This window comes from Rhizobium sp. BK098 (assembly GCF_014193155.1).
Classification (GTDB): domain Bacteria; phylum Pseudomonadota; class Alphaproteobacteria; order Rhizobiales; family Rhizobiaceae; genus Rhizobium.
The window spans coordinates 27,285-50,189 of the sequence record NZ_JACHYY010000017.1 but is presented as its reverse complement, the minus strand read 5'-3'; the positions used below and the strand labels follow the sequence as shown (position 1 = coordinate 50,189).

The window sequence follows — 22,905 nt, the reverse complement described above, 5'->3', positions numbered from 1 at the left end:
CGCACAGGCAATCTCGTCAGGAAATTTTCGACACGCTTCAAGCTTTGCGCCAGCAGGGCCTCACCTACAGCGAGATTGCAAGGCGGACCGGATACCACGATGAAATCTTCGTCGTCAGGCGATTTTGGCCTGCAGGCGTTGCAGGATCATGATGAGTTCGGGTGCCATTTCCCGTATTTCCTTGAGGTGCACAGCGCTGAGCCGCAGCAGGACGTCGTCTGCCTTCGCGGTCAGCGTCAATGTCTGTCGCCGTTTGTCCTGCGGGTCCGAGTGTCGTGTCACCAAATCGGCGGCGCTCAATCGTCCAACGAGCTCGGTCGCTGTGTGGGGTGCAATCAGTAGACGGTTCGCCAGCAATCCGATGGTCATAGCATCATTGACGGGCTGCGCCTTGATCGCGAGCAAGGCCTGGTGCTGCTGGCTGGGAAGTCCTTCTTCCTGGGCAGCCGATGTGCTGAAATCCATAAATCTGCGCAGCGTATAGCGTAAATTGGCCAACGCTTCATAATCACTGCCACTCAAAGTTTCTTTCGTCATCTGCACGATCTCAGTATTTGCGTCGCTCTAGCCAACCACATCTATGCCATCCAGGCGATTTTCTCCAGCTTGCGTCGATCCTGGAGGATACGCAGTGCTTGCATCAGCTCCGGAGCCATCTCCCTGATTTCGTGCAGATGCGCTCCGCTGAGCTTTGCCAGAATGCGTTCGGCCTTGTCCATCAATCGTACGATCTGCCAGCGGCCATGGGCCTTGCTCGATATGCGCTCAATATAGCCCGCCTCGGCGATCCTGCTCACAAGCTCCGTTGCTGAATGCGACGCAATCAGCAGCCGATCGGCGAGCATTCCGACGGTCATCTCTTTTTCAGGTGGTAGCCCTTTGATCGCAAGCAGCGCCAGATGTTGCTGTGGCGTCAGGCCGAGATTCGATACTTCCGCGTTACTGAACTCCGTAAATTTTCGCAGTGCATAGCGCAGGTTCGCAAGGGCCTCATAATCTCCCGGCGAAAGGGCATCCTCATGTCTTTTCGTGGTCATGCTGCAACTCCATCAGTCACAAAGATGTTGATTTATATCGTATCACGACATATCGGGGAAGCGATGAAAAAATGCGCCTGCGTTGAACAGCAGCGCGATTTGGAGACAACGCATTGAAAAACCCGGAAAGCAGACCACACCATCGTCAACATGACTTCACCGGCGGCCTTGCCCGACGGGAGGCTGGCGACTTCACAACAGACAAGCGCGTGCTTTTATTGATCGGCATGGCGATTATCGTCGGCACGGGCGGCGCCTTAGCCGCCTGGTTACTCGTCAATTTGATTTCGCTTGTGACAAACGTTGTGTGGCTCGGACACGTCAGCACGCAAGCGTCTTCACTCGCGAATGCGCCGCGATCGGCCTGGATGGTGGCGGCTCCCGTGATCGGTGGCCTCGTGATCGGCCTGTTGGCCCGGTTCGGCTCTGACAAGATCCGCGGGCACGGTATTCCCGAGGCCATCGAGGCCATCCTGATCGGCGGCAGTCGGATGTCACCCAAAGTCGCACTTCTAAAGCCGCTTTCATCGGCCATCTCCATTGGAACCGGCGGCCCTTTCGGCGCGGAAGGTCCGATCATCATGACCGGCGGTGCCATCGGCTCGCTGTTTGCGCAATGTTTCCACATGAGCGCTGCGGAACGCAAAACGCTGCTGGTTGCAGGTGCTGCGGCCGGTATGACAGCGATTTTCGGATCGCCGATTGCGGCAGTGATGCTGGCTGTCGAATTGTTGTTGTTCGAATGGAAACCGCGCAGCTTCATTCCCGTTGCGGTGGCGGCATGTGTTTCGATCTACTGGCGACCGCTACTGTTTGGACAAGGTCCACTTTTTCCGACCAATTTCCAGAGCCATCTTCCCTGGTGGAGCGTGTTTCTCTGCCTTGCGATGGGCATCATTTCCGGTCTGCAGTCCGGTCTGCTGACGACCTTGCTTTACAAAATTGAGGATGCGTTCGAACGGTTACCGATCCATTGGATGTGGTGGCCTGCGCTCGGTGGCTTAGTAGTGGGGCTTGGTGGGTTGATCGAACCGCGTGCGCTTGGCGTCGGCTATGACATCATCTCGGATCTGTTGGGCAGCCATATCGTTGCCAAAGCGGTCCTTGCAATCCTTCTTGTTAAGGCCGGGATCTGGCTGGTGGCTCTGTCCTCTGGAACGTCAGGTGGCGTGCTTGCGCCGCTCCTCATTCTCGGTGGTGCTCTCGGCTGGCTCGTTGGGCTCGTCTTTCCCGGAGATCCAGGCTTCTGGGCCTTGCTGGGCATGGCTGCCATGATGGGTGGCACGATGCGTGCGCCGTTGACTGGAACGTTCTTCGCGGTCGAGATCACCGGCGACATCAGCGCCCTTGTGCCGCTACTTGCAGCGACGGTCACAGCCTACGCCGTCACCGTTCTGCTGCTCCGCCGTTCCATTCTGACCGAAAAGATTGCACGTCGCGGTCAGCATATCACCCGCGAATACGGCATTGATCCCTTTGAACTGACACGTGCATCCGAAATTATGATCCGGCAAGTTGACACTTTGTCTGCAAATATAAGCCTCGGAGAGGCCTGTAGCTTCTTTTCATCTCAACAAAAAAGCCATCGCGTCTATCCGGTCGTCGAAGATAGTGGCCTGCTTACAGGCGTGGTCTCTCGTGCCGACGTGCTGCGTTGGCAGGGTGACGAAGATCTTGCCGGCCAAAGTCTTAAGAAAAACATTTCTGACGGTTCGCTCCCCGTCGGTCATCCCGACGACACCGTTGGATTCATTGCCGATCTCATGCTTGCCGCAGACACCGGCCGAATCCCTATCATAGATCGATCGACCGGCAAACTTGTTGGCCTAATCGCGCGTAAGGACTTGTTGCGGCTCAGGAGTTCCTTGAAATCTGCCGAACTCGAGCGGCGTCCTTATTTTGGAGCTCATCCGAAAGCGGTCACTGACCAATGATCGTTGAGCAGACGCGAATTTTTCGGAGAGATCGCACCTATAGCTCCCGTGGGGTTTTCCGCAAGGCCGTAGGCATTTGCGGTCGTGTTTTGGCGGGCCGAAACAGCGTTACCCACTGCGATCAGGACAGGATTTTCGTAACCGACCTCCTTCATGCCCGCAGCAGGATTCATGAGGCTGCCGTGGGCTTGCCGTTCACGCTGCCTTGGAGAAAGGCGATTTCGCCGCTGCGCGCGCCATCGTCAACAAGCTTGAGCCCTTCGAACGCATGCGCACGAAGTTCCGCAACGGAACAAACGTTACCGTCGTCAAGGAGGCCGTGACCTATTCCGGCCTCGATGTCGGTCCTGTGGTGCATTGATAGTAACCGAGGAGGCTCATTCTACTAACGACAGAGAACATTGCCATAAAAATTCAACGCGCTGAGCAAATCGCAGATATGAGGCCGAGGGTTCAAATCTATTCAAGGCGGTAGACGTTCGTAAATCGGGTCAGCCCTTCGTGGGCGAGGCCCGCCAGTAGTGGACGCCTTCGGCAGCTTTACACCGTCAAATCGGTCGTTCAGCAGAGCTAAGCCATTCCCCGAAACCTGTCATCCTGCGGACCATACCAGGGCGCGAAGCGCAAGAAGAGACGCTCAGAAGCATCTCCGTGAAGACCAGAGATTCTCGGAAGACCACGTGCTCCCGTCCAGGTCTGCCGGTGCAGGCGTTGTCGCGTGCTTCGAGGCTCACGCCGCCTCTTCCGCGTCATTCGCTGAATGCCGGCAATATTCGGCGCAAAATACCGAAATGCTGATGCAGTAGGTGCATTCTGCGGCACCAATTGCCGATACTGCCAGTTCCTGTTGATCGTCGAGGCGCCGATGTCCCCTACAATCCACCACATCTGCAGTGATGAAGCGCTGCCCAAGTCTGCGGACGTTGTAGTGATCGGCGGCGGGATTGTCGGCGCCAGCGCGGCCTACTTTCTGGCGCGGCGCGGCCTGTCGGTGGCGCTGATCGAAAAGGGATATGTCGGTTGCGAACAGTCGAGCCGGAACTGGGGCTGGTGCCGCCGGCAGAACCGCGATGCGCGTGAGTTGCCGATCGCCAATCTGGCGCTGCGGCTGTGGGAACAGCTCACCAAAGAGATCGGGCATGACCTTGGCTTCCGCCGTTGCGGGCTCGTCTATGCGAGCTCCGATCAAAAGCAACTCGCCGAATGGGACAAATGGCGCGAGGTTGCCGGACGGTTCGACGTCAATACGCGGATGCTTACGGCCGATGAGGCCACCGCCGCCGTTCCTGCGGCTGGCGGCCGCAAGTGGCTGGGCGGTGTCCATGCGGCAGACGACGGCAAGGCCGAGCCATGGCTCGCCGCCCCCCGGATAGCTGAGGGCGCGCGCATGCATGGCGCGACCATTCATCAGAACTGCGCGGCACGCGGCCTGGACATCACTAATGGGCAAGTGAGTGGCGTCGTCACTGAGAATGGCACCATCCGCACCAGCGCGGTACTCTGTGCAGCCGGCGCCTGGGCTTCCGCTTTCCTGCGCATGCACGCGGTTTCGCTGCCCCAGGCCAGCGTCCGTCAGACCGCCTTACGGACTGGCCCTGCGCCGGATTTGGGCGGGGCAATCTATACGTCTGACTGTGCCCTGACGCGCCGGATCGATGGCAGCTACACGGTAGCCGTCAGCGGCAGGGCGAAGCTCGAACTCACACCGCAGAGCATCCGCTATGCGCGCCCGTTTATGCCCATGTTCATCAAGCGACTGAGTACCATCGAGATCGGCATGGGCCGCTCGTTCTTCCAGGGTCCGGAAACACTCGAGCGCTGGCATCTCGACAGGCCAACCCCGTTTGAACGTGTCCGCGTGCTCGATCCTGCTCCGGACATGCGGCTGGTGGCAACCATAATGACGCGGGTAAAAGCCTTGTTCCCCGCCGTTGCCGATGCAGGCATCGTGTCCTCTTGGGGTGGATATGTCGACTGCACACCGGACGCCATACCTGTGATTTCACCGGTGGACAGCATTGGAGGCGTGTACGCGGCGGCAGGCTGTTCCGGACATGGCTTCGGGGCTGGCCCTGGCATTGGCCATCTGGCGGCGGATCTGGTCGCGGGCGACGCTCCATGCGTCGATCCGACCCCATTCCGGTTGTCGCGTTTTACGGACAGATCGAAAATTGAAGTGGGCGCCATCTGATGCGATTTGGCCGCAGATGAGCGAGATCTTCGTGGAAGCTATATGGAAATCATATGTCGATACCAAGCGCTCCAGCCAGAAACCTGGCGTTCATCCATACCGTTTCGGGCCTTGTTTCCGAGTTTGAGGGCCTCGCGAAACAACATCTGCCCGACTGGAAGCCATTCGCGGTTCTCGACGAGAGCCTCTTGAGGGATACGATCGAGCGCGGGTCGTTGTCCGATCTGACGATACGGAGGCTCGCGATCTACATATGGTCGGCAGTCGACGCCGGGGCAGATGCGATTGTCGTCACCTGCTCGACGCTCGGACCGGCAGTCGATGCGGTTGCGCCGCTTTGCCCTGTGCCGCTGTTCCGCATTGACGAAGGCATGGCCAAAGCCGCCGTCGAGCATGGAAATCGCATAGGCGTCATGGCGACCTTACCCACGACGCTGGTCCTGACGGTGGATCTGCTGAAGCGCCAGGCACATGAGGCGGGCAAGGACGTGATGATCGACTATGTGCTTGTTCAGGGCGCGTTTCAACTCCTCGCCGGCGGGGACGTCCAGACCCATGATGCGCAATTGCGCCAAGCTCTCGAAGAGCTGTCGCAGAAGGTCGACGTAATTGTCTTGGCGCAAGCATCGATGGCGCGTGCGGTGCGGCGAATGACACACTGCATTCCAGTTCTGACAAGCCCTGTGTTTGGGATCGAAAACGTGAAAAGGCGTTTAGAGCAGTGATAGGACGAAAGAGAGAATGCAAATGCCTCGCCATCTTCGAATACTATCGATGCCACACCTGTAGCGGAACTGACTAGGATATGACCGACAGCCAAAGCCGTTGCAACGACGAGGCACCTGTTGGGTGACCGTGTTACAAGGATGGTTCATATCCGCGATCGGAAAATCATCGGGGACGCCCACCTATTCGCTGGTGAGCCAGGCGCTCGGCTAGAGCCGCTGCGAGCCACACCTCAAGTGCGAGGCTTGAAGTCAAGACTGCTTGGTAACGACGTTCCGCCTCCGTCGGTTGCCCGCCCTTTTTACCCTCCAGGCCACTTTAGCCCCCGCGAAATGGCCGTCATGTTGTAGCGCAAGGAAACCCTTATGATTGAGAGAGAAAGCAGTTTCTACATTGACGGCCAGTGGCAGGAATTCAGGGATGTGGCCCGTCTACCCGTCATCGATCCGACGTCGGAAACGGTGACCGGGCAGATTGCAGCGGGAGGAGCCCGCCACGTGGACATCGCCGTTGCGGCCGCCCGCAAGGCATTTCCGAAATTTTCGCAAATGCCTGTGCCGGAAAGGATTAGTCTGCTTGGCAGGATGCATTCCCTTCTGAAGGAGCGCGCCGAGGCTTTTGCGCAGACCCTCGTCACGGAAATGGGAGCCGCGATCAGCTTTGCACGCGCGTCACAGGTGCCTTTTGCGGCCGAGCATATACGGGTTCAGATGGAGGTTCTCGAGAAATATCCCTTCGTTGCGGTCGATGGGACACGAGCGACGACTAGGGAAGCCATCGGCGTCTGTGCCTTGATCACGCCCTGGAACTGGCCGCTTTATCAGATCACCGCCAAGGTGGCCCCGGCCATCGCTGCTGGCTGCACGATCGTGCTCAAGCCCAGCGAACTCTCGCCTTACAGCGCCCTCCTTTTTGCACAGCTGATGCATGATGCAGGTACGCCATCGGGAGTGTTCAATCTGGTCAATGGCACAGGTGAGAGCGTCGGAGCGGCTCTTGCCAGCCATCCGGAGGTCGACATGATTTCCATTACCGGCTCGACGCGCGCGGGCGTGCTCGTCGCACAGGCCGCTGCACCCACCGTCAAGCGGGTCGTTCAGGAACTCGGCGGCAAATCACCCAATATTCTTCTTGATGACGCCGATTTAGACGAGGCAGTTGCAAAGGGCGTGCTGGCCGGCATGCGCAATGTCGGCCAGTCGTGTAGTGCGCCGACCCGGATGCTCGTTCCCGCGCATCGGCTTGCCGAGGTCGAAGATTTGGCAGCGAAGACTGCGCGCGCACTCGTTGTTGGTGACCCGCGTGATCCGCAAACCAACATGGGACCTATTGCCAATCGCGCCCAGTTCGAGCGTGTCCAGACGATGATCCAAGCCGGCATCGATGACGGCGCCAAGCTGTTGTGCGGCGGCCTCGGGCGCCCAAACGGACTGAACCATGGTTTCTTTGCCAGGCCGACGATCTTTTCCGAGGTGACGCCCGACATGCGGATCGCGCGGGAGGAAATCTTCGGCCCCGTGCTTTCCATCATGTCCTATAGGGATGAGGATGACGCTGTCTCGATTGCCAATGACAGCGTCTATGGTCTCGGCGCCCATGTGCAGTCCTCCAATTTAGAACGGGCGCGAAGGGTCGCGGCGCGGATCCGGGCGGGCCAGGTTCATATCAACTATCCGGCTTGGGACGGAGCAGCCGCCTTTGGTGGTTACAAGCGGTCGGGCAACGGGCGTGAATACGGGGTCTATGGGCTCGAGGAATATCTCGAGACGAAATCCATCCTCGGATTTTGACGCCGTCAGGACTGCAAAGAAAGCAAGATCAAAGGCAAACGGAAATGGAACGGATGGAACAGACGGTTGCGACGACCGCCCACACGGAAACGGAAATGACGCTTCAAACATTGGAGACGCCCTGTCTGGTGCTGGACGCCGAGCGGATGGAGCGGAACATCAAGCGACTGAGGAGCCGGCTGGATGGTCTGGGCGTCTCGCTGCGCCCGCATCTGAAGACAGCCAAGTCTGCCGAGGTAGCCCGCCGGGTGATGACGACGCCCGAAGGCCCGGCAACAGTCTCCACGCTAAAGGAAGCAGAGCAATTTGCGTCCGCAGGCGTTCGCGACATGATCTACGCGGTCGGGATCACGCCTTCCAAGATTGCCCGTGTTCTGGCGCTGCGAGAGAAGGGGGGCGATCTGGTCGTCGTTCTCGACAGCGTTGATCAGGCCCATGCGATCGCCGAGGCGTCCCTGAATGCGGGAATACCCATCCCGGCCATGATCGAAATCGATTGCGACGGGCATCGGTCCGGGATTGCGCCAGCCAATCGGGCCTTGCTTCTGGAAGTCGGGCAAGCGCTGGCGGCGGGCGCCGAATTGCGGGGGGTGATGACCCATGCCGGCGATAGTTATAAGGGCGGCGGCGTAGAAGCGCAGCAGCGCTATGCCGAAGCGGAGCGGTTGGCCGTTGTGGAGGCCGCGCGGGTCCTGCGCGCCGCCGGTCTATCTTGCCCAGTCGTTAGCGTTGGCTCGACCCCAACCGCGCATCATGCGACGGATCTTTCCGGTGTGACGGAGGTCCGCGCCGGCGTGTTCGTCTTCTTCGATCTGGTCATGGCCGGCATCGGCATCTGCCAGGTCAGCGACATCGCGCTCAGCGTTCTTGCGACGGTAATCGGACATCAGCGTGAAAAGGGCTGGATCATCACTGACGGCGGGTGGATGTCGCTTTCGCGTGATCGCGGCACGGCCAAGCAGGCTGTTGATCAGGGCTACGGTCTAGTCTGTGACATCGATGGCAACCTTTATGGCGACATTATTGTTGCCGACGCCAATCAGGAGCACGGAATTATCGCAGTTCGTCCCGGGTCGGGTGCGCAGCTGCCCGATCTTGCGGTGGGGGAACGGGTGAGGATTCTGCCGAACCATGCATGTGCAACCGCTGCGCAGCATGACGCATATCATGTCGTGCGCGGGCATTCGCAAGTGGTCGAGGCCTGCTGGCCGCGCTTTGGAGGTTGGTGATGTCCGCACCTATTAACGTCAGTACAGATCACGCTCCGGCCCCGGCAGGGCATTATGTGCAGGCAAAGGTCGCTTTTCAACATATCTTCATCTCCGGCCAGCTTCCTATCCGGCCGGACGGGGCGCCGCTCCATGACGACAGCTTCGAGACGCAGGTCGAACAGGCAATCGACAACGTGTTGGCAATCTTGAAGGCTGCGGGCGGCGCCCCGGCTGACCTCGTCAGAGTGACCGCCTACATAGTTGGGGTCGGCAACTGGCCGCGCTTCAATCAGATCTATGCGCAGCGACTGGGGGACGCAAAACCGGCCCGCACCGTTGTGCCAGTGCCTGAACTTCACTACGGATATCTAGTCGAAATCGACGCAATCGCATTCGTTGGCAACAATGGCAGGGAGAACTTCATATAAAATACCGCCCATCGAGTTTCACGATGCTTGGTCCGGTTTATTATTTGGATGGTGTTGCCGAATTTATCGACGGCCCGGAAAAGGTAGGTCCATTGTCCGCGCACCTTAACGTAGGTTTCATCGACGCGCCAGCTTGTTGACTGCGGCCGGCGCCAGTGCGAGCGCAACCGCTTTCCATTTCCGGCGCTTATTTCCGGACCCGGCGATAAATCGTGGAATGATCTACGAGCACGGCCCTTTCATCGGTTCTGTTGCAAAATTTGAGGTAGTCGCGTCGACCGATTGCCACGGCTGCTCAGAACGCGGCAGCCAGGCTCTCAACCTGATCAGAGATTGACGGGTTGGCAGCGTAAGCGTCCTGCAATTGGCGCTTTCGTAGCATGTGGATCATCTCAATTCCGGACAATGTTGCTATGGCCGATTTAAATGACTTGAAGCCGAGCATCGGTCTGACACGCCGCTTGATGCGCCGGTGATCCTGCTCGATGCGGTTGTTCAGATACTGACTCTGTCGAATGCATAGGGATTCAGGGCGACGGCAGGACCGATCCTGAAGGCGGCTTGTGGTGTCACAGGAAATGATCGCTTCCCGGTTGGTCTGGCTGCCATCGATGACAATGCGCTCCGACCGGCCGTGCCGGGCGAAAGCCTTTCTGAAGAAGCATTTGGCAGCCGGCGGGTTGCGCTTCTCGCTGAAGAAGAACTCGACCGTGTCGCCGTTGCTGTCGATGGCGCGATAGAGATTCGTCCATCGGCCGCGAACCTTGATATAGGTGTCGTCGGCGTGCCGCTTGCCAGTGATGGCGCGCTTGCGCCGATTGAACCGATCCGCCAACGGGGGCGCAAAGTGGACGACCCAGCGATGGATCGTCGAATGATCGACGCTGATGCCGCCTTCGGCCATCATTTCCTTCAGGTCGCGCAGGCTCAGGCCATAGCTCAGATACCAGCGCACGCACAGCAAGATCACCGACTGCTCGAAATGCCGACCTTTGAACATTGCCAATCTCCGCGACTTCCGGAGATCAATGCCATGTCACCAGTAACCAGGAAGTTTGCAACAGAAGCCCTGCGTCGCATGCTGATCCATGGGGCCAGGGCCGCCATGCCGCATCTGGCACGAACCCAGACCGCAACTGGAGCGTGGCTACGAGGACTGATCGCGCGCGCTCATCCAAACATCGTTATCGTCGCATTGGCGGCAAAGATGGCGCGCATCATTTGGGCAGTGTTGCAGAAACGTGTGATGTTCGAACACACAGCCGCCGTGTCGTAGTCGAGGCGTTGCTGCCTCGCGAGTATCTGCGGGTGGAATGAGGAAGATGGCCTGACAGTTAGACGACGCCTTGAAAACCCGATCAAAAAGATGGCGGACCTCGCCGAAGCGTTTATGAGGATCAGGGCGTGCGGAGCTCCATCTTGGCCAAGGCATGCTTTGAGACCGGATACGTTGGTGCAGATTGATCAGGCTCTTTCATACCACTTGCAGACGGGCGAGCCATACGTTTTTTGAAGCGCAGCCCCTCGCGGCGCAGGAAACGCCAAACGGCGTCATGCGAGACAATGACGCCTCTGACCGCCAGTTCGTCCTTGAGACCATGCAGGCTGATTTGCGGGCTCTGCGCAATCCGCTCGGCTATGAAAGCGCGATGTGGTTCCAAAAGACGTTTGCGATGCCCTCCCATCTGACCGGGCGCGACCGAACCGCTGCGGCGATACCGCTGCGACCACTTCACCACAGATGAGACCGAGACACCAAACCGCACCGCCACCGAGCGGCAGCTCTCTCCCGCCGCTACAGCGCCCACGACACGTTCACGCAGATCATTCGAAAGAGGTGCGACCATCGATGCTGACCTCCTCTCAGCCAGCATCTTGAATCACATTCCACAGCAAAAGGGAATCTGCGATTCTAACAAAATCAGAAACGCTCTAGACCAACAGGTCGCCGCAAAGATCGGGAAGGCGCAAACGGAAATGCTGGCTGTGAATCGGCGCGATGATTAGGGGCAAATCGGCGTCACAAGCTGTTGATATTTCAAGGATGGGCGGGGTCATTCGGCGACGCCGATTCACACCCAGTTCGTGATCCAGTAGGCTATTGCCGAGATAGCCGCCGCCGCGGGCAGGGTTATTATCCATGCGACGACGATATTGCTCGCCAATCCCCATCGAACCGCCGAGATCCGCCGCGCGGCGCCGACACCGACGATTGCGCCCGTGATCGTATGGGTCGTCGAGACTGGGATGCCAAGCCATGTCGCGGCGAACAAGGTCAAGGCGCCACCGGTCTCAGCGCAAAAGCCCTGCATTGGATTGAGCCTCGTGATCTTCGAGCCCATCGTGTGCACGATCCGCCAACCGCCAAACAGTGTCCCGAGCGCCATCGCGGATTGACAGGATAACACCACCCACAGGGGCACGTGGAACTCCGCACCGGTATGACCTTGGGAGTAGAGCAGTACGGCGATGATGCCCATGGTCTTCTGGGCGTCGTTTCCGCCATGGCCGAGGGAGTAGAGAGAAGCGGAGACGAATTGCAGGACGCGGAAGGTGCTGTCGACGGCGAAAGGCGTCTGGCGAACGAATATCCATGTCACGCACAGCACGAGGAAGAGCGCGAGCACGAAGCCAAGCAGTGGCGACATGACGATGGCGCCGGCCGTCTTCAGCAGGCCGGACCAAACAATGGCATCCATGCCAATCTTCGCCACGCCGGCACCGACGAGGCCACCGACCAGAGCATGCGACGAGCTTGATGGGATGCCCAGTACCCAGGTCACGATATTCCATATGATCGCCCCTATCAGGGCGGCGAAGATGACCTGTGGCGTGACGATGTTGGGATCGATAATGCCGGTGCCGAGGGTTTCGGCGACGTGGAGCCCGAAGAACAGGAAAGCGATGAAATTGAAGAATGCGGCCCATAACACGGCGTATTGCGGTCGCAGGACCCGGGTCGAGACGATGGTGGCAATTGAGTTGGCTGCGTCGTGCAGCCCATTCAAAAAATCGAAGAACAATGCCACCGCGATGAGGCCCACCAGCAATGGGAAAGCGAGAGTGGCCTCCATCAGACGTTCTCGATTACGATGCCGTTGATTTCATTGGCGACATCCTCGAAACGGTCTACCACCTTCTCCAATTCACCAAAGATCTCGCTGCCGATCATGTATGCCATTGGATTGGTGCCGCCATACCGGCGAAAGAGATCTTTTAGACCTTGATCATGTAGCTCATCGGAGCGACCCTCGACCTTTACGACCTCTTCAGTGAGCGCGCTGAGGCGAGAAGAGTTGGCACTCATGCGATCAAGGAGAGGGATTGCCTCGGCTACCAGTTTTGCGGCCTCGACGATCGCCTTGCCCATTTCCTGCATACCGGGATCAAAGCTGTCCTGTTCGAATAGCCGGATGGTCTTGACCGTCTTGTGCATCATGTCGATCGCATCGTCCATTGACATGATGAGATCCTTGATGTCGCCACGGTCAAAGGGCGTGATGAAACTGCGCCGAGTGGCAAGCAGAACTTCGCGCGTGATGTCATCGGCCTCGTTCTCGAGCTCAACGATGCGCTGGCAGTGCTGCTCCGTGTCTTTGCCAGCCAGCAATTCGTTCAGAGCTTCCGCCGCGCTGACGATCGTGCGCGAATGTCGAGAGAAAAGATCAAAAAAACGGTCTTCTCTCGGCATCAGTCTACGAAACCAGTTCACTTTCCGCACTCCAAACAGGCGTTGTCATAAATCCGTCATAAATGACGGGGCCCGACATGGAAAGCCGAGACATCCGCAAAACGGCGCTCTCCGACAGTCTCATCACAAGATTTGAACTGCTTATGCGCGGTCTAATCGGTTCCCGTGACCGTCGAAGAAATGCAGGCTGTCGGCGGAAGCGGCAACCACGCATTCGCTGTCAATTGCGATCCGGGACCGCCCCGAAACTCGAAAGACGATGGTTTGGCCATCCGCCAGAGCACCGTAGACATAGCTTTCCGCCCCGACGAGCTCCACCGCCTGGACACGCGCTTTTGCGCTGAACGCCGCATCGCTCGCGCCATCGGCCAGGTGAAGGTCCTCGGGCCGAACGCCGATCGTCGTGTCAGCGCCGATAAGGCGGCCGCCGGGTGAAAGCGCAATTGTGCTGCTTTCGGTAGATTTCAGAAGGTTCATGGAAGGCGAGCCTATGAAGGTCGCAACGAAGGTCGTGGCGGGTCGTTCATAGAGTTCGATGGGTGTGCCGACCTGTTCGATTCGCCCGCCATTCAAGACGACCAGGCGATCGGCCAGCGTCATGGCCTCCATCTGGTCATGGGTGACATAGACGCTCGTGGTCGCGAGAGATCGTTGCAGCCGTCTGATCTCGACACGCATTTGCACCCGCAGCTTGGCATCGAGATTGGAGAGCGGCTCGTCGAACAGGAACGCCGCCGGCTCGCGCACGATGGCACGGCCCATCGCCACACGTTGCCGCTGGCCGCCGGAGAGCTGACGTGGCTTGCGCTCGAGGAAAGATTCGATCTCCAGCGATCGAGCTGCCGACTGGATGCGCTGGTCTATTTCCGCAGCTGGCACATTCCTGTTCTTCAGACCATATGCCAGGTTCTGGCGCACGGTCATGTGCGGATAAAGCGCATAGTTCTGAAAGACCATCGCGATGTCGCGTTCGGAGGGTTCCAGACGATTGACGATGCGGCCGCCTATATTGATTTCGCCGGATGTGATGGCTTCAAGACCTGCGATCATACGCAGGAGCGTGGACTTGCCGCAGCCGGAAGGCCCGACCAGCACGACGAGTTCGCCGTCGGCGATATCGAGCGACACGCCCTTGATTGCATCAACGTTGCCGCCATAGGTTTTGCGGACATCCTTGAGGGTGATCCCAGCCATTATTTCTCCGTCTCCACAAGACCTTTGACGAACCAGCGCTGCATCAGCACGACGACGAGAATGGGCGGGATGATCGCCAGGATCGCCGTCACCATCACGAAATTCCAGGGTGTCGCCGCATCGGCGAAATCCACCATTTTCCGCAGCCCAATAATGATCGTCGACATCTTCGCGTCGTTGGTGACGAGCAGTGGCCACAAATATTGCGTCCAGCCGTAGATGAAGAGGATCACGAAAAGGGCTGCGATATTGGTCTTCGACAGCGGCAATAGGATATCGCGCATGAAGCGAAAGGGGCCGGCATTGTCGATGCGGGCGGCTTCCAGCAGCTCCCCCGGCACCGTCAGGAAGAACTGCCGGAACAGGAATGTCGCCGTTGCCGACGCCATCAGCGGTAAAGTCAGACCTGCATAGGTGTCGATCATTCCAAGATCGACGATAACCTTGTAGGTCGGCAAGATGCGCACCTCCACCGGCAGCATCAGCGTGACGAAGATCATCCAGAAGAACACCATCCGCAGTGGAAAGCGAAAGAAGACGATGGCAAAGGCCGACAGGAAAGAGATCGCGATCTTGCCGGCAGCGATGACGACTGCAACGACAAATGTATTCCAGAGCATCCGCTCGAGGCTGACGCCGACCACGCGCTCGACACCGCCGTTCAGCGCCTCGCCATAGTTTTCGGCGAAATGGCCGCCGGGCAGCAGCGAGATCGGCGGCCGCAAAATCTCGGCCGACGTCATCGTCGAGGCGACGAAGGTGTAATAGATCGGGAAGGCGACGATGATAATGCCGATGATCAGCATCAGATGGCCGATCAGATTGGCGATGGGGCGTTTTTCAATCATCGTCTCGCCTCACGCATAATGCACGCGCTTCTCGACGAAGCGGAATTGGAATGCCGTCAGCGCGATCACGATCACCATGAGGACGACGGACTGGGCTGCCGACGAGCCGAGATTGAGATTGACGAAGCCGTCATTGTAGACCTTGTAGACCAGGGTCTCTGTCGCCTTTGCCGGTCCGCCGCCGGTGACGGCATGGATGATGCCGAAGGTGTCGAAGAAGGCGTAGACCGTATTGACCACCAGGAGAAAGAAGGTCGTCGGCGCTAGCAGCGGAAAGACGATCGTCCAGAAGCGCCGATTGCCGCGAGCACCGTCGATGGAGGCCGCTTCGAGCAATGATTTGGGGATTGCCTGCAGCCCCGCGACGAAGAACAGGAAATTGTAGCTGATCTGTTTCCAGGCGGCGGCGACAATGACCAGCACCAGTGCCTGGTTGCCGTTCAGCAGCGGATCCCAGGCAAAGCCATTGCGGCGCAGAATATAGGCCAAGGTGCCCATGGCCGGGTTGAACATGAACAGCCAGAGCATGCCGGCGACGGCGGGTGCGACCGCGTAGGGCCAGATCAGCAGCGCACGATAGAGCGTCTGTCCGCGCACCACCTTGTCGGCAGCAGTGGCGAGCGCGAGCGCAACAATCATCGACAGCAGCGCCGTCGCAACGCTGAAAATCACCGTCACCTGCAGGGAATGCAGATAGGTCCCGTCAGACAAAATCGCGCGGAAATTCGCAAACCCCACGAAGCCGCTCTTCAGCCCGAAGGGGTCTTCGCGCTGTGTCGATTGATAAAGCGCCTGGCTTGCCGGCCAGAAAAAGAAGACGACCGTCAGGATGATCTGCGGTGCGACCAGGAAATAAGGAAGGATCTTGTTTGGAAAGACGACGCGCTGCACGGCGATCTCCTGTGATGGGAAACTGCCCGCAGCCTTGGTGGCCGCGGGCCAAACCGTATCAGTGCATCAGTTGCCGATGGCTTGCTGGATAGCGGCATTGCCGCGTTCGACGGCCTTGTCGAGTGCCGTCTTGGCATCTTCCTTGCCGGCCAGCATCGCCTCGAACTCCTCGTTCATGATGTCGCGCACCTGCGGCAGGTTGACGAGGCGAACGCCCTTGGAGTTGGTCGTGGGAGCCTTGCCGAGCATCTGCAGGATCGGCGTCTCGCGGCCGGGATTCTTGTCGTAAAAACCGGATTTCTTGGTTTCCTCGTAGGCGGCCATTGTCACCGGCAGATAACCCGAAACCTGATGCAGGCGCGCCTGGATCTTGGTCTGTGAGAGGAAATGGAAGAACTCGGCGATGCCTTTGTATTCGGTATCGCTCTTGCCCGCGAAAACCCAGAGGCTGGCGCCGCCCGGGATGGTGTTCTGCGGCCGGCCTTCACCATCATAATAGGGAAGCTGGCCGATGCCGTAATTCATGCCGCTCTTGATGATATCGCCAAGGCCGCCAGACGATTCCGTCAGAATGCCGCATTCACCCGAGGTGAAGAGTTGCTTGGCCTCCGAGGTGCGGCCGCCGTAGCGGAAGGTGCCATCCTTGGCAAGATCGGCGATCGCTTGGAAATGCTGGACGAAGAGCGGTGCATTGAACGCCAGCTTGACGTCGGTGCCGCCCAGCCCGTTTTCGTTGGTGCCGTAGCTGACATTGTTCCAGGCTGCGAAATTCTCGGTCTGAATCCAGGTGAGCCAGGTCGAGGTGAAGCCGCAGGCCGATGCGCCGCTCGACTTGATCTTCTTGGCGGCCTCGAAGACGTCAGGCCAGGTTTTCGGCGGATTCTCGGGGTCGAGCCCAGCCTTCTTGAAGGTGTCCTTGTTGTAGTAGAGGATCGGCGAAGACGAATTATAGGGGAAGGACAGCATCGTGCCGTCCGGCTTTGAATAATAGGAGACGATGCCCGACAAGTATTGTGATTTGTCGAACGTGTAGCCCCCCTTCTTCAACACATCGGCCGCCGGCATGATCGCGCCTTCCGCACCCATCATCACGCCGCTGCCGGCGTCGAAGACCTGCAGGATCGCCGGCGCCTGCTTGGAGCGAAACGCCGCAATACCGGCATTCAGCGCTTCCGGATAGGTGCCCTTGAACACCGGAACAATTTTATAGTCCTTTTGGCCCTCGTTGAATTCCTTGGCCAGTTGCTCGACGACTTCGTTGTTGGCGCCCGACATTGCGTGCCACCATTGCAGCTCGGTCACTGCAAACGCGTGCGACGTTCCTCCGAATGAAATTGCTGCCGCTACAAGGCAGCTCCACGCGAGGCGATTAGGCATTTTTCCTCCCATTATTATTCGTTCCGTGAAACGGCTTGGTCGATCCTCCTCGATCGGCCGACCCGCTTTGCGCTGCACTGCCGCCGGATGTGACGATCAACTTGCAAGCGCGTTCATTTAAACTAATGCTTACTCAACTGTTGTCTACCGGGAAAACTTATAAGCCAGCTATCTTTTTCAGATCGTCGATCGCACCCGGGGCGGCACCCAGAACCACCGATCCCTTGGTCAGACGTTCGCCTTCCGTCGGGAAGGGATGGTACCAGCCGCCGGCTTCCTTCACGAGGCAATAGCCGGCCAGGCAATCCCAGGCATGCATGTATGGTTCGTAATAGCCGACCAGGCGGCCGGCGGCGACATAGGCGAGCATCAGGGCGCCCGAGCCGTTGCGGATGAAATTGCCGCCGGCTTCGAGAACCTGCTCGACCATTTTCGCGACGAAGGCGGGTGAGACATGATTGTTGGCGCCGATGCCAGTCACGGCGTTGCGGATATTGCGCGATGCATCCAGCTTGAGGCTCTTGCCGTTCAAGGTGGCACCTCTGCCGTGCGCGGCGACGTAAAGCTCATCGTGGCATGGTGCCGAGATGACGCCGATCACGGGAGTGCCGTCACGCAATACTGCGATGGAAACGCACCAGTTGGGCATGCCGTTGACGAAGGGGCTCGTCCCATCGATCGGGTCGACGACCCAGGTGTAGCCGGAGGTGCCGGTTTCCAGACCATATTCCTCGCCGAGGATGCTGTCCTGAGGATGCGCCGTATGGATGCTTCCGCGGATGAGATTTTCAACCTCCCGGTCGGCAATCGAGACAACATCCTGCAGGTCGCGCTTGGTTTCGATGATCAGGGTCTCGCGCCGCTTGAAATAGTCGAGAGCGAGATTGCCGGCCTCGCGGGCGATGGTCTCGGCAAGAACGAGGCGTGCTTCGAGATCGGCGAGGGTAACGTAGGTCATGCAGCTAGGTCCTTAATCGTCTGATGTTTGACGGCAATCAGCCGCCGATGACGGCAATGCCGCGATCCTTGAAAGCGATCGTGACATCGGTGTTGGGAGGAAGGGCGGAATCGACCGTTGCATCGACAACGAAGAGCGATCCGCGATCGGTCTTTACCTCGTACTCGACGTGATCGCCGAGATAGGCGGAATGAGTGATCTGGCCATTGAACTGGCCGTTGCCTGTTCCTGGCGTCAGAATGATCGCGTTCGGCCGCACGGCGAGCTGCGCGGAACCGCATTTGACCGAACGGCTGTTGACCCTGTGGCGAAGTCCCTGGATCGTGATCGTGACGCCATCGCCGTCGGTTTCGACGACATCGCATGGCACGACATTGGCTTCGCCCATGAAGTCGGCAATGAAGGCGGAGGCTGGCGTATCGTAGAGCTCGCGCGGTGCACCCTGCTGCGCGATGCCGCCATCCTTCATGACGATGATGCGATCGGATACGGCAAGTGCTTCGTCCTGGTCATGGGTCACATAGACGGCAGTAAAGCCAAGCCGCTGCTGCAATTCGCGGATATCCGTCCGGACGCGCCGGCGCAGCCGAGCATCGAGATTGGAAAGCGGCTCGTCGAGAAGCAGCACCTGAGGTTCGACGACGAGCGCACGCGCCACGGCGACACGCTGCTGCTGGCCCCCGGAAAGTTCGGCCGGAAGACGCGAGCCCATGCCGGCAAGGCCGACAAGGCCAAGCGCACCTTCCGCCTTCTCGCGTGCGTCCCTGCGTTTCATGCCGGAGGATTCCAGTCCATAGGCGACATTGTCGAGCGCCGTCATATGCGGAAACAAGGCATAGCTCTGGAAGACCATCGAGACGTCGCGTTCATTGGCCGGAAGCATGGTGACATCCTTGCCGCCGATCAGAATGCGGCCGGAGGAGGGGTGTTCCAGCCCCGCCAGCATGCGAAGCGTCGTCGTCTTGCCGCAGCCGGAAGGGCCGAGCAGGGTGACGAGCGTGCCGGGCTCGATGGTGAGCGACAGATCGGGAATGGCCGTGAACGCGCCGAAGGTTTTTCGAACATTCTCGAAGACGACGGAACCGGGAGCCTTCGGATTCATGCGGTTTTCTCCTGAACGATGGATGCGGGCGCGGTCGGCGACGGCGTCATCGCGACGCGGTTTACGCGCCGCAGCCGCCTTTCTCCGACGAGCAGCTGGAACCCGGCAATGACTGATATCATGACGACGATAAGGGCGGAGGAATAAGCGATTGCGATGCCATACTCGCCGTTTTCGACCAGGCCGACGATATAGGCCGTGGACATGTTGTACTGGGCGCTGACGAGGAAGATAACGGCGCTGATCGAGGTGATGGCCCGTACGAAGGAATAGACAAGTGCTGCGGTAATCGCCGGCCGCAGCAGCGGCAGAATTACTTTCCGGATGGTGCGCAGGCTGTCGGCCCGCAATGTCAGCGATGCCTCGTCGAGGCTTTTGTCGAGCTGGCTCATGGCGGCAACGCCGCCGCGCACACCGACCGGCATGTTGCGAAACACGAAGCAGGCAATGAGAATGAGCGCAGTCCCGGTCATCTCCAGCGGCGGCAGGTTGAAGGCCATGATGTAGCTGATGCCGATGACCGTGCCGGGGATGGCAAAGCTCATCATCAGCGCGAATTCGAACAGGCCGCGCCCGACGAATTTCTGGCGCACGATCAGATAGGCCGTCAGAAGGCCGACGGCAGCCGTCAAGGGCGCGGAGATCAGGGCGATCTCCATCGTCGTCCAGAAGGAGTTCCAGGCAACACCGGTCCAGGCGATGCCGCCATCGTCACGTAGGCCGATCGAGAAGGCCTTGACGTAATGTTCCACCGTCAGCGTGTTGTCGAGACCCCAGGTGCGGACAAAGCCGCCGAAGAGTATCATGACGTAGACAACGACGGTGAACACCATCCAGGGGATGACGAGCGTATGGACCGCGATCGAGAGGCCGCGGGGCAGGGCGCCATGAGCGCCCGAATCTCCCTTGCCTGTCACCGTCGCAAAGCTCTTGCCCTGTAGCCAGAGGCGTTGCGCGAGGAAGGCGCTGAGCGTGAAGACGAGCAGGATCATGGCAAGGACTGCCGCGCGCGACGGATCGTTCTGTGCGCCGACGACACTGAAGAATATCTCTGTCGACAGAACCCCGTGGCTGCCGCCGAGAACCATCGGATTGCCGAAATCCGCCATGCTTTCGATGAAGCCGATCAGGAAGGCGTTTGCGAGACCCGGCTTCATCAGCGGCAGGGACACGCGCCAAAACGTGCGCCAGCGATTGGCGCGCAGGGTCTGTGACGCCTCTTCCATCGACGGGCTGACGCCTTCGACCACGCCGATGAGGACAAGAAAGGAAATTGGCGTAAAGGAAAGAACCTGCGCGATCCAGATACCCGTCAGGCCATAGAGCCAGCGGCTGGGTTCGGTTCCGAAGATCGAGGCCGCAGCTTGGGTGACTACACCGGCCCGTCCGAACAGCAGGGTCAGCGCCAGACCGACTACGAAGGGCGGTGTGATGATCGGCAGGATCGTGAGAAGCCTCAGTCCCTTCTTGAAGGGAAAGCGGGTGCGAGTGGCGACAAGGGCAAAGCAGAGCCCAAGTAGCGTCGACGCGCCTGCCGTCAGGATCGCCAGCAAGAGTGTGCGCCAGGCCACACCGCAACGGTCGCCGCCAACCACGCAGCCAAGACTCCAGATCGACGGATCCTGGATGTTCGTCGTGAAGCCGCCGGGATCGAACGATCCGTCGAATGACTGGAAAGCGCCGACAAACATGCTGCCAACGGGATAGAACACAAAGATCGCGACCAGCACGACCAGCATGGTGACGGCACTGACAACGAAGGCATCGCCCTTCATTACGCCGCGTTCGGCAAGGCCAAATGAAAAGAGCAGGACGAAGACGATGCCTAGGATAATGGCGCCGGCACCCATCGCTGGTTGGCCGTCCGCCAGCGCACCGAAGATGGTCTCGCAGATCGACCAGCTCCAGCCCGCCGACGTGATCGCGAGTCCCTGCAGCGACAAAAAGGCAAAACCCAATGCACCGGCAAGCGTCATGAGCGCGCCGCGCGACATCGGACTGGATATGAAGCGCGCGATGCCACCGAGCATTAGGAGCCCGGCGGCGATCGCGAGCCACCATCGGCCGTAGCTGGCAATCTGCAGGATCCCAGGCGCTGTGGAGGGGTCGCTTGGAAAGCTGCCTAACCAGCCAAGGCTGAAGAAGCCGCCCTCGATGCGATACCATGGGAGTAGTATCAGGGCAGCAGTACCGAAGATCAGCGCAACATCCAGCCGGCGTTTGCTATTGGTCATGGTCGGATTCGCATCCCATTCAGCAAAATTCAGAGATGAAGCAGGTCGGATGTGCGAGGAACCGGCCTGCGAGGGCAGTCGAAAAAGCCGTCAGTTGGCCTTGGCGCCGATTTCCTTGTCCCATCGCGCAAGCAGGGCCTTGCGGATCGTGGGATCGCCGTATTTCTTGAAGTCGTAGTCGATCAGCTTAATGTCCTCGAACTTCGGGGCTTCCTTCGGAACGGCAGCCGACTTGTTGGAGGGAAGCTGATAGGACTTGGCATCCTTCATGTGCGATTGCGCCTCGGCGCTGAGCGCCCAATCATACCACTTCTTGGCATTATCTAGATTTCTGGCGCCCTTGATGATCGACATGGAGCCAATCTCGTAGCCCGTGCCTTCGCACGGTGCGACCGCCTTGATGGGAAAGCCTTCGACGGTCTGTGCAACCGCGTCATGCATGAAAACGATGCCGATCGTCGATTCCCCGCGAGCAGCCGCCTTCACAGGGGCGGAACCAGACTTGGTATATTGCGAGACATTGGCATTGAGCTTCGATAGGTAATCGAAGGCCTTGTCCTCGCCCATGATCTGCACAAGTGTCGCTAGCGTGTTGTAGGATGTCCCCGACGAGTTCGGATTGGCGATCTGGATCTCGCCCTTATAGGAGGGGTCAGGAAGGTCGGCCCAGCATTTGGGCTCCTTCAAGCCCTTCTTCTTCAAGATGTCCGTGTTATAGCCCCAGCCAAGCGCTCCCGCATAAACGCCGACCGTACGGAAATTGGCGCTTTCTGCCTGCTTCTTCGCCCAGCCCTGAAGCTGATCGAAAAGCGGTGATTTATATTCCAGCGTCAAGCCCTCGGCTGCGGCCTGCAAATGCGGATCGCCGGTTCCAGCCCACCAGATGTCCGTCTTTGGATTACGCGCCTCGGCGCGGATCTTGGCGTACGTTTCGCCGGCCGAAAGCCGAACCATGTTGACCTTGATGTCGCTCTGCTTCTCGAACAGCCCCTTCATCAGATCGCAGACTTCGGGATCGGCAGAGCAGATCACATTGAGATCGCCGGCTGCATGGGCCGACCAGGCAATAAGAGATATTCCCGCGGCAAGGGTTGCCGCAGCCATGTTGATCAATCGCATGATGTCCTCCCTGCTATGCGGCGCCTCCACGCCGAGCGCTTTTTGCAAGCGTGTGCAAATGCTGCATTGCTCGGCTTGCGCTGTCAACCCGAATTTTCACAAAAGTTTCACAATGCCGACATGATCAATGTGTTGCACGCGATTGCAAACTATGATGAAGTCTTGTGGCGAATA

At 59.0% G+C, this 22,905-nt stretch carries 20 protein-coding genes and 3 pseudogenes; 8 read left to right on the top strand and 15 right to left on the bottom strand.

Translation table 11 applies throughout. From position 1 onward, the window contains the following. Positions 1 to 114: 114 nt before the first annotated feature. Entirely contained in the window at positions 115 to 537 is a 423-nt protein-coding gene (locus FHT73_RS27430; protein WP_034513032.1) for a helix-turn-helix domain-containing protein, read from the bottom strand. A gap of 41 nt (positions 538 to 578) precedes the next feature. Then, the gene (locus FHT73_RS27425; RefSeq protein ID WP_183716146.1) at positions 579 to 1,037 is read right to left on the bottom strand and encodes a helix-turn-helix domain-containing protein; all 459 of its coding nucleotides are present in this window, start codon (positions 1,035 to 1,037) and stop codon (positions 579 to 581) included. A 113-nt stretch (positions 1,038 to 1,150) separates the two neighbouring features. Between FHT73_RS27425 and FHT73_RS27420 the strand changes: the two genes are divergently transcribed. From FHT73_RS27420 to FHT73_RS27390, 7 genes and pseudogenes are all read left to right on the top strand, one after another. Beyond that, positions 1,151 to 2,971: a chloride channel protein gene (locus FHT73_RS27420; RefSeq protein ID WP_183716144.1), complete on the top strand. Its 1,821-nt coding sequence runs from the start codon at positions 1,151 to 1,153 to the stop codon at positions 2,969 to 2,971. Between the two features lie 187 nt (positions 2,972 to 3,158). Next, a pseudogene (locus tag FHT73_RS27415) lies at positions 3,159 to 3,323 on the top strand (dihydrodipicolinate synthase family protein); the annotation flags it as partial. Between the two features lie 513 nt (positions 3,324 to 3,836). Next, entirely contained in the window at positions 3,837 to 5,162 is a 1,326-nt protein-coding gene (locus FHT73_RS27410) for an FAD-binding oxidoreductase (protein WP_183716148.1), read from the top strand. A 53-nt stretch (positions 5,163 to 5,215) separates the two neighbouring features. Next, complete coding sequence (locus tag FHT73_RS27405) at positions 5,216 to 5,887, top strand: aspartate/glutamate racemase family protein (protein WP_183716142.1); 672 nt, start codon at positions 5,216 to 5,218, stop codon at positions 5,885 to 5,887. A gap of 366 nt (positions 5,888 to 6,253) precedes the next feature. After that, positions 6,254 to 7,678, top strand: a complete 1,425-nt coding sequence (locus FHT73_RS27400; RefSeq protein ID WP_183716141.1) for an aldehyde dehydrogenase family protein — start codon at positions 6,254 to 6,256, stop codon at positions 7,676 to 7,678. 53 nt (positions 7,679 to 7,731) lie between these two features. Then, positions 7,732 to 8,907 (top strand): DSD1 family PLP-dependent enzyme, encoded by a 1,176-nt coding sequence (locus tag FHT73_RS27395; protein ID WP_112611618.1) that lies wholly within the window; start codon positions 7,732 to 7,734, stop codon positions 8,905 to 8,907. Beyond that, the gene (locus FHT73_RS27390) at positions 8,907 to 9,317 is read left to right on the top strand and encodes a RidA family protein (protein WP_112611620.1); all 411 of its coding nucleotides are present in this window, start codon (positions 8,907 to 8,909) and stop codon (positions 9,315 to 9,317) included. Before FHT73_RS27395 ends, FHT73_RS27390 begins: the two co-directional genes overlap by 1 nt. Before the next feature lie 47 nt (positions 9,318 to 9,364). On the opposite strand, the pseudogene FHT73_RS27385 reads toward FHT73_RS27390, so the two are convergent. Then, positions 9,365 to 9,558 (bottom strand): annotated as a pseudogene (locus FHT73_RS27385) (DDE-type integrase/transposase/recombinase); the annotation flags it as partial. 54 nt (positions 9,559 to 9,612) lie between these two features. Continuing rightward, the gene (locus FHT73_RS27380) at positions 9,613 to 10,317 is read right to left on the bottom strand and encodes an IS6 family transposase (RefSeq protein WP_183716137.1); all 705 of its coding nucleotides are present in this window, start codon (positions 10,315 to 10,317) and stop codon (positions 9,613 to 9,615) included. Positions 10,318 to 10,350: 33 nt separating this feature from the next. Here FHT73_RS27380 and FHT73_RS27375 point away from each other — a divergent pair, with 33 nt between their 5' ends. After that, a complete protein-coding gene (locus FHT73_RS27375) occupies positions 10,351 to 10,593 on the top strand; it encodes a hypothetical protein (RefSeq protein ID WP_183716135.1) in 243 nt (80 codons plus the stop codon). A gap of 223 nt (positions 10,594 to 10,816) precedes the next feature. Here the strand turns inward: FHT73_RS27375 and FHT73_RS27370 are convergent. The 11 genes and pseudogenes from FHT73_RS27370 to FHT73_RS27320 all read right to left on the bottom strand — a co-directional run. Then, positions 10,817 to 11,164 (bottom strand): annotated as a pseudogene (locus tag FHT73_RS27370) (transposase); the annotation flags it as partial. 225 nt (positions 11,165 to 11,389) lie between these two features. Beyond that, positions 11,390 to 12,391, bottom strand: coding sequence for an inorganic phosphate transporter (locus FHT73_RS27365; RefSeq protein WP_112610385.1), 1,002 nt, complete (start codon positions 12,389 to 12,391; stop codon positions 11,390 to 11,392). Beyond that, entirely contained in the window at positions 12,391 to 13,008 is a 618-nt protein-coding gene (locus FHT73_RS27360) for a DUF47 family protein (RefSeq protein ID WP_112610383.1), read from the bottom strand. Before FHT73_RS27360 ends, FHT73_RS27365 begins: the two co-directional genes overlap by 1 nt. A gap of 141 nt (positions 13,009 to 13,149) precedes the next feature. Continuing rightward, complete coding sequence (locus FHT73_RS27355) at positions 13,150 to 14,202, bottom strand: sn-glycerol-3-phosphate import ATP-binding protein UgpC (RefSeq protein WP_112610381.1); 1,053 nt, start codon at positions 14,200 to 14,202, stop codon at positions 13,150 to 13,152. Further along, entirely contained in the window at positions 14,202 to 15,050 is an 849-nt protein-coding gene (ugpE, locus tag FHT73_RS27350; protein WP_112401258.1) for a sn-glycerol-3-phosphate ABC transporter permease UgpE, read from the bottom strand. Before ugpE ends, FHT73_RS27355 begins: the two co-directional genes overlap by 1 nt. Positions 15,051 to 15,059: 9 nt before the next feature. Further along, positions 15,060 to 15,941 (bottom strand): sn-glycerol-3-phosphate ABC transporter permease UgpA, encoded by an 882-nt coding sequence (ugpA, locus tag FHT73_RS27345; RefSeq protein WP_112610379.1) that lies wholly within the window; start codon positions 15,939 to 15,941, stop codon positions 15,060 to 15,062. A gap of 66 nt (positions 15,942 to 16,007) precedes the next feature. After that, complete coding sequence (ugpB, locus tag FHT73_RS27340; RefSeq protein WP_162708082.1) at positions 16,008 to 17,318, bottom strand: sn-glycerol-3-phosphate ABC transporter substrate-binding protein UgpB; 1,311 nt, start codon at positions 17,316 to 17,318, stop codon at positions 16,008 to 16,010. 157 nt (positions 17,319 to 17,475) lie between these two features. Further along, positions 17,476 to 18,276: an inositol monophosphatase family protein gene (locus FHT73_RS27335; protein ID WP_183716133.1), complete on the bottom strand. Its 801-nt coding sequence runs from the start codon at positions 18,274 to 18,276 to the stop codon at positions 17,476 to 17,478. 37 nt (positions 18,277 to 18,313) lie between these two features. Next, the gene (locus tag FHT73_RS27330) at positions 18,314 to 19,378 is read right to left on the bottom strand and encodes an ABC transporter ATP-binding protein (RefSeq protein WP_112610373.1); all 1,065 of its coding nucleotides are present in this window, start codon (positions 19,376 to 19,378) and stop codon (positions 18,314 to 18,316) included. Beyond that, a complete protein-coding gene (locus FHT73_RS27325; RefSeq protein WP_183716131.1) occupies positions 19,375 to 21,612 on the bottom strand; it encodes an iron ABC transporter permease in 2,238 nt (745 codons plus the stop codon). The genes FHT73_RS27330 and FHT73_RS27325 overlap by 4 nt, the downstream gene beginning before the upstream one ends. A 90-nt stretch (positions 21,613 to 21,702) precedes the next feature. Next, a complete protein-coding gene (locus FHT73_RS27320; RefSeq protein ID WP_112610369.1) occupies positions 21,703 to 22,731 on the bottom strand; it encodes an ABC transporter substrate-binding protein in 1,029 nt (342 codons plus the stop codon). Between the last annotated feature and the right edge of the window lie 174 nt (positions 22,732 to 22,905).

Excerpts from the sequence above, each read along its gene's own strand:
- FHT73_RS27320 (WP_112610369.1), bottom strand. The coding sequence starts at position 22,731 with ATGCGATTGATCAACATGGCTGCGGCAACCCTTGCCGCGGGAATATCT.
- FHT73_RS27430 (WP_034513032.1), bottom strand. The coding sequence starts at position 537 with ATGACGAAAGAAACTTTGAGTGGCAGTGATTATGAAGCGTTGGCCAAT.
- FHT73_RS27405 (WP_183716142.1), top strand. The coding sequence starts at position 5,216 with ATGTCGATACCAAGCGCTCCAGCCAGAAACCTGGCGTTCATCCATACC.
- FHT73_RS27400 (WP_183716141.1), top strand. The coding sequence starts at position 6,254 with ATGATTGAGAGAGAAAGCAGTTTCTACATTGACGGCCAGTGGCAGGAA.
- FHT73_RS27410 (WP_183716148.1), top strand. The coding sequence starts at position 3,837 with ATGTCCCCTACAATCCACCACATCTGCAGTGATGAAGCGCTGCCCAAG.
- FHT73_RS27335 (WP_183716133.1), bottom strand. The coding sequence starts at position 18,276 with ATGACCTACGTTACCCTCGCCGATCTCGAAGCACGCCTCGTTCTTGCC.
- FHT73_RS27365 (WP_112610385.1), bottom strand. The coding sequence starts at position 12,391 with ATGGAGGCCACTCTCGCTTTCCCATTGCTGGTGGGCCTCATCGCGGTG.
- ugpB (WP_162708082.1), bottom strand. The coding sequence starts at position 17,318 with ATGCCTAATCGCCTCGCGTGGAGCTGCCTTGTAGCGGCAGCAATTTCA.
- FHT73_RS27325 (WP_183716131.1), bottom strand. The coding sequence starts at position 21,612 with ATGACCAATAGCAAACGCCGGCTGGATGTTGCGCTGATCTTCGGTACT.
- FHT73_RS27395 (WP_112611618.1), top strand. The coding sequence starts at position 7,732 with ATGGAACAGACGGTTGCGACGACCGCCCACACGGAAACGGAAATGACG.
- FHT73_RS27390 (WP_112611620.1), top strand. The coding sequence starts at position 8,907 with ATGTCCGCACCTATTAACGTCAGTACAGATCACGCTCCGGCCCCGGCA.
- FHT73_RS27360 (WP_112610383.1), bottom strand. The coding sequence starts at position 13,008 with ATGCCGAGAGAAGACCGTTTTTTTGATCTTTTCTCTCGACATTCGCGC.
- FHT73_RS27375 (WP_183716135.1), top strand. The coding sequence starts at position 10,351 with ATGTCACCAGTAACCAGGAAGTTTGCAACAGAAGCCCTGCGTCGCATG.
- FHT73_RS27425 (WP_183716146.1), bottom strand. The coding sequence starts at position 1,037 with ATGACCACGAAAAGACATGAGGATGCCCTTTCGCCGGGAGATTATGAG.
- FHT73_RS27330 (WP_112610373.1), bottom strand. The coding sequence starts at position 19,378 with ATGAATCCGAAGGCTCCCGGTTCCGTCGTCTTCGAGAATGTTCGAAAA.
- FHT73_RS27355 (WP_112610381.1), bottom strand. The coding sequence starts at position 14,202 with ATGGCTGGGATCACCCTCAAGGATGTCCGCAAAACCTATGGCGGCAAC.
- FHT73_RS27380 (WP_183716137.1), bottom strand. The coding sequence starts at position 10,317 with ATGTTCAAAGGTCGGCATTTCGAGCAGTCGGTGATCTTGCTGTGCGTG.
- ugpE (WP_112401258.1), bottom strand. The coding sequence starts at position 15,050 with ATGATTGAAAAACGCCCCATCGCCAATCTGATCGGCCATCTGATGCTG.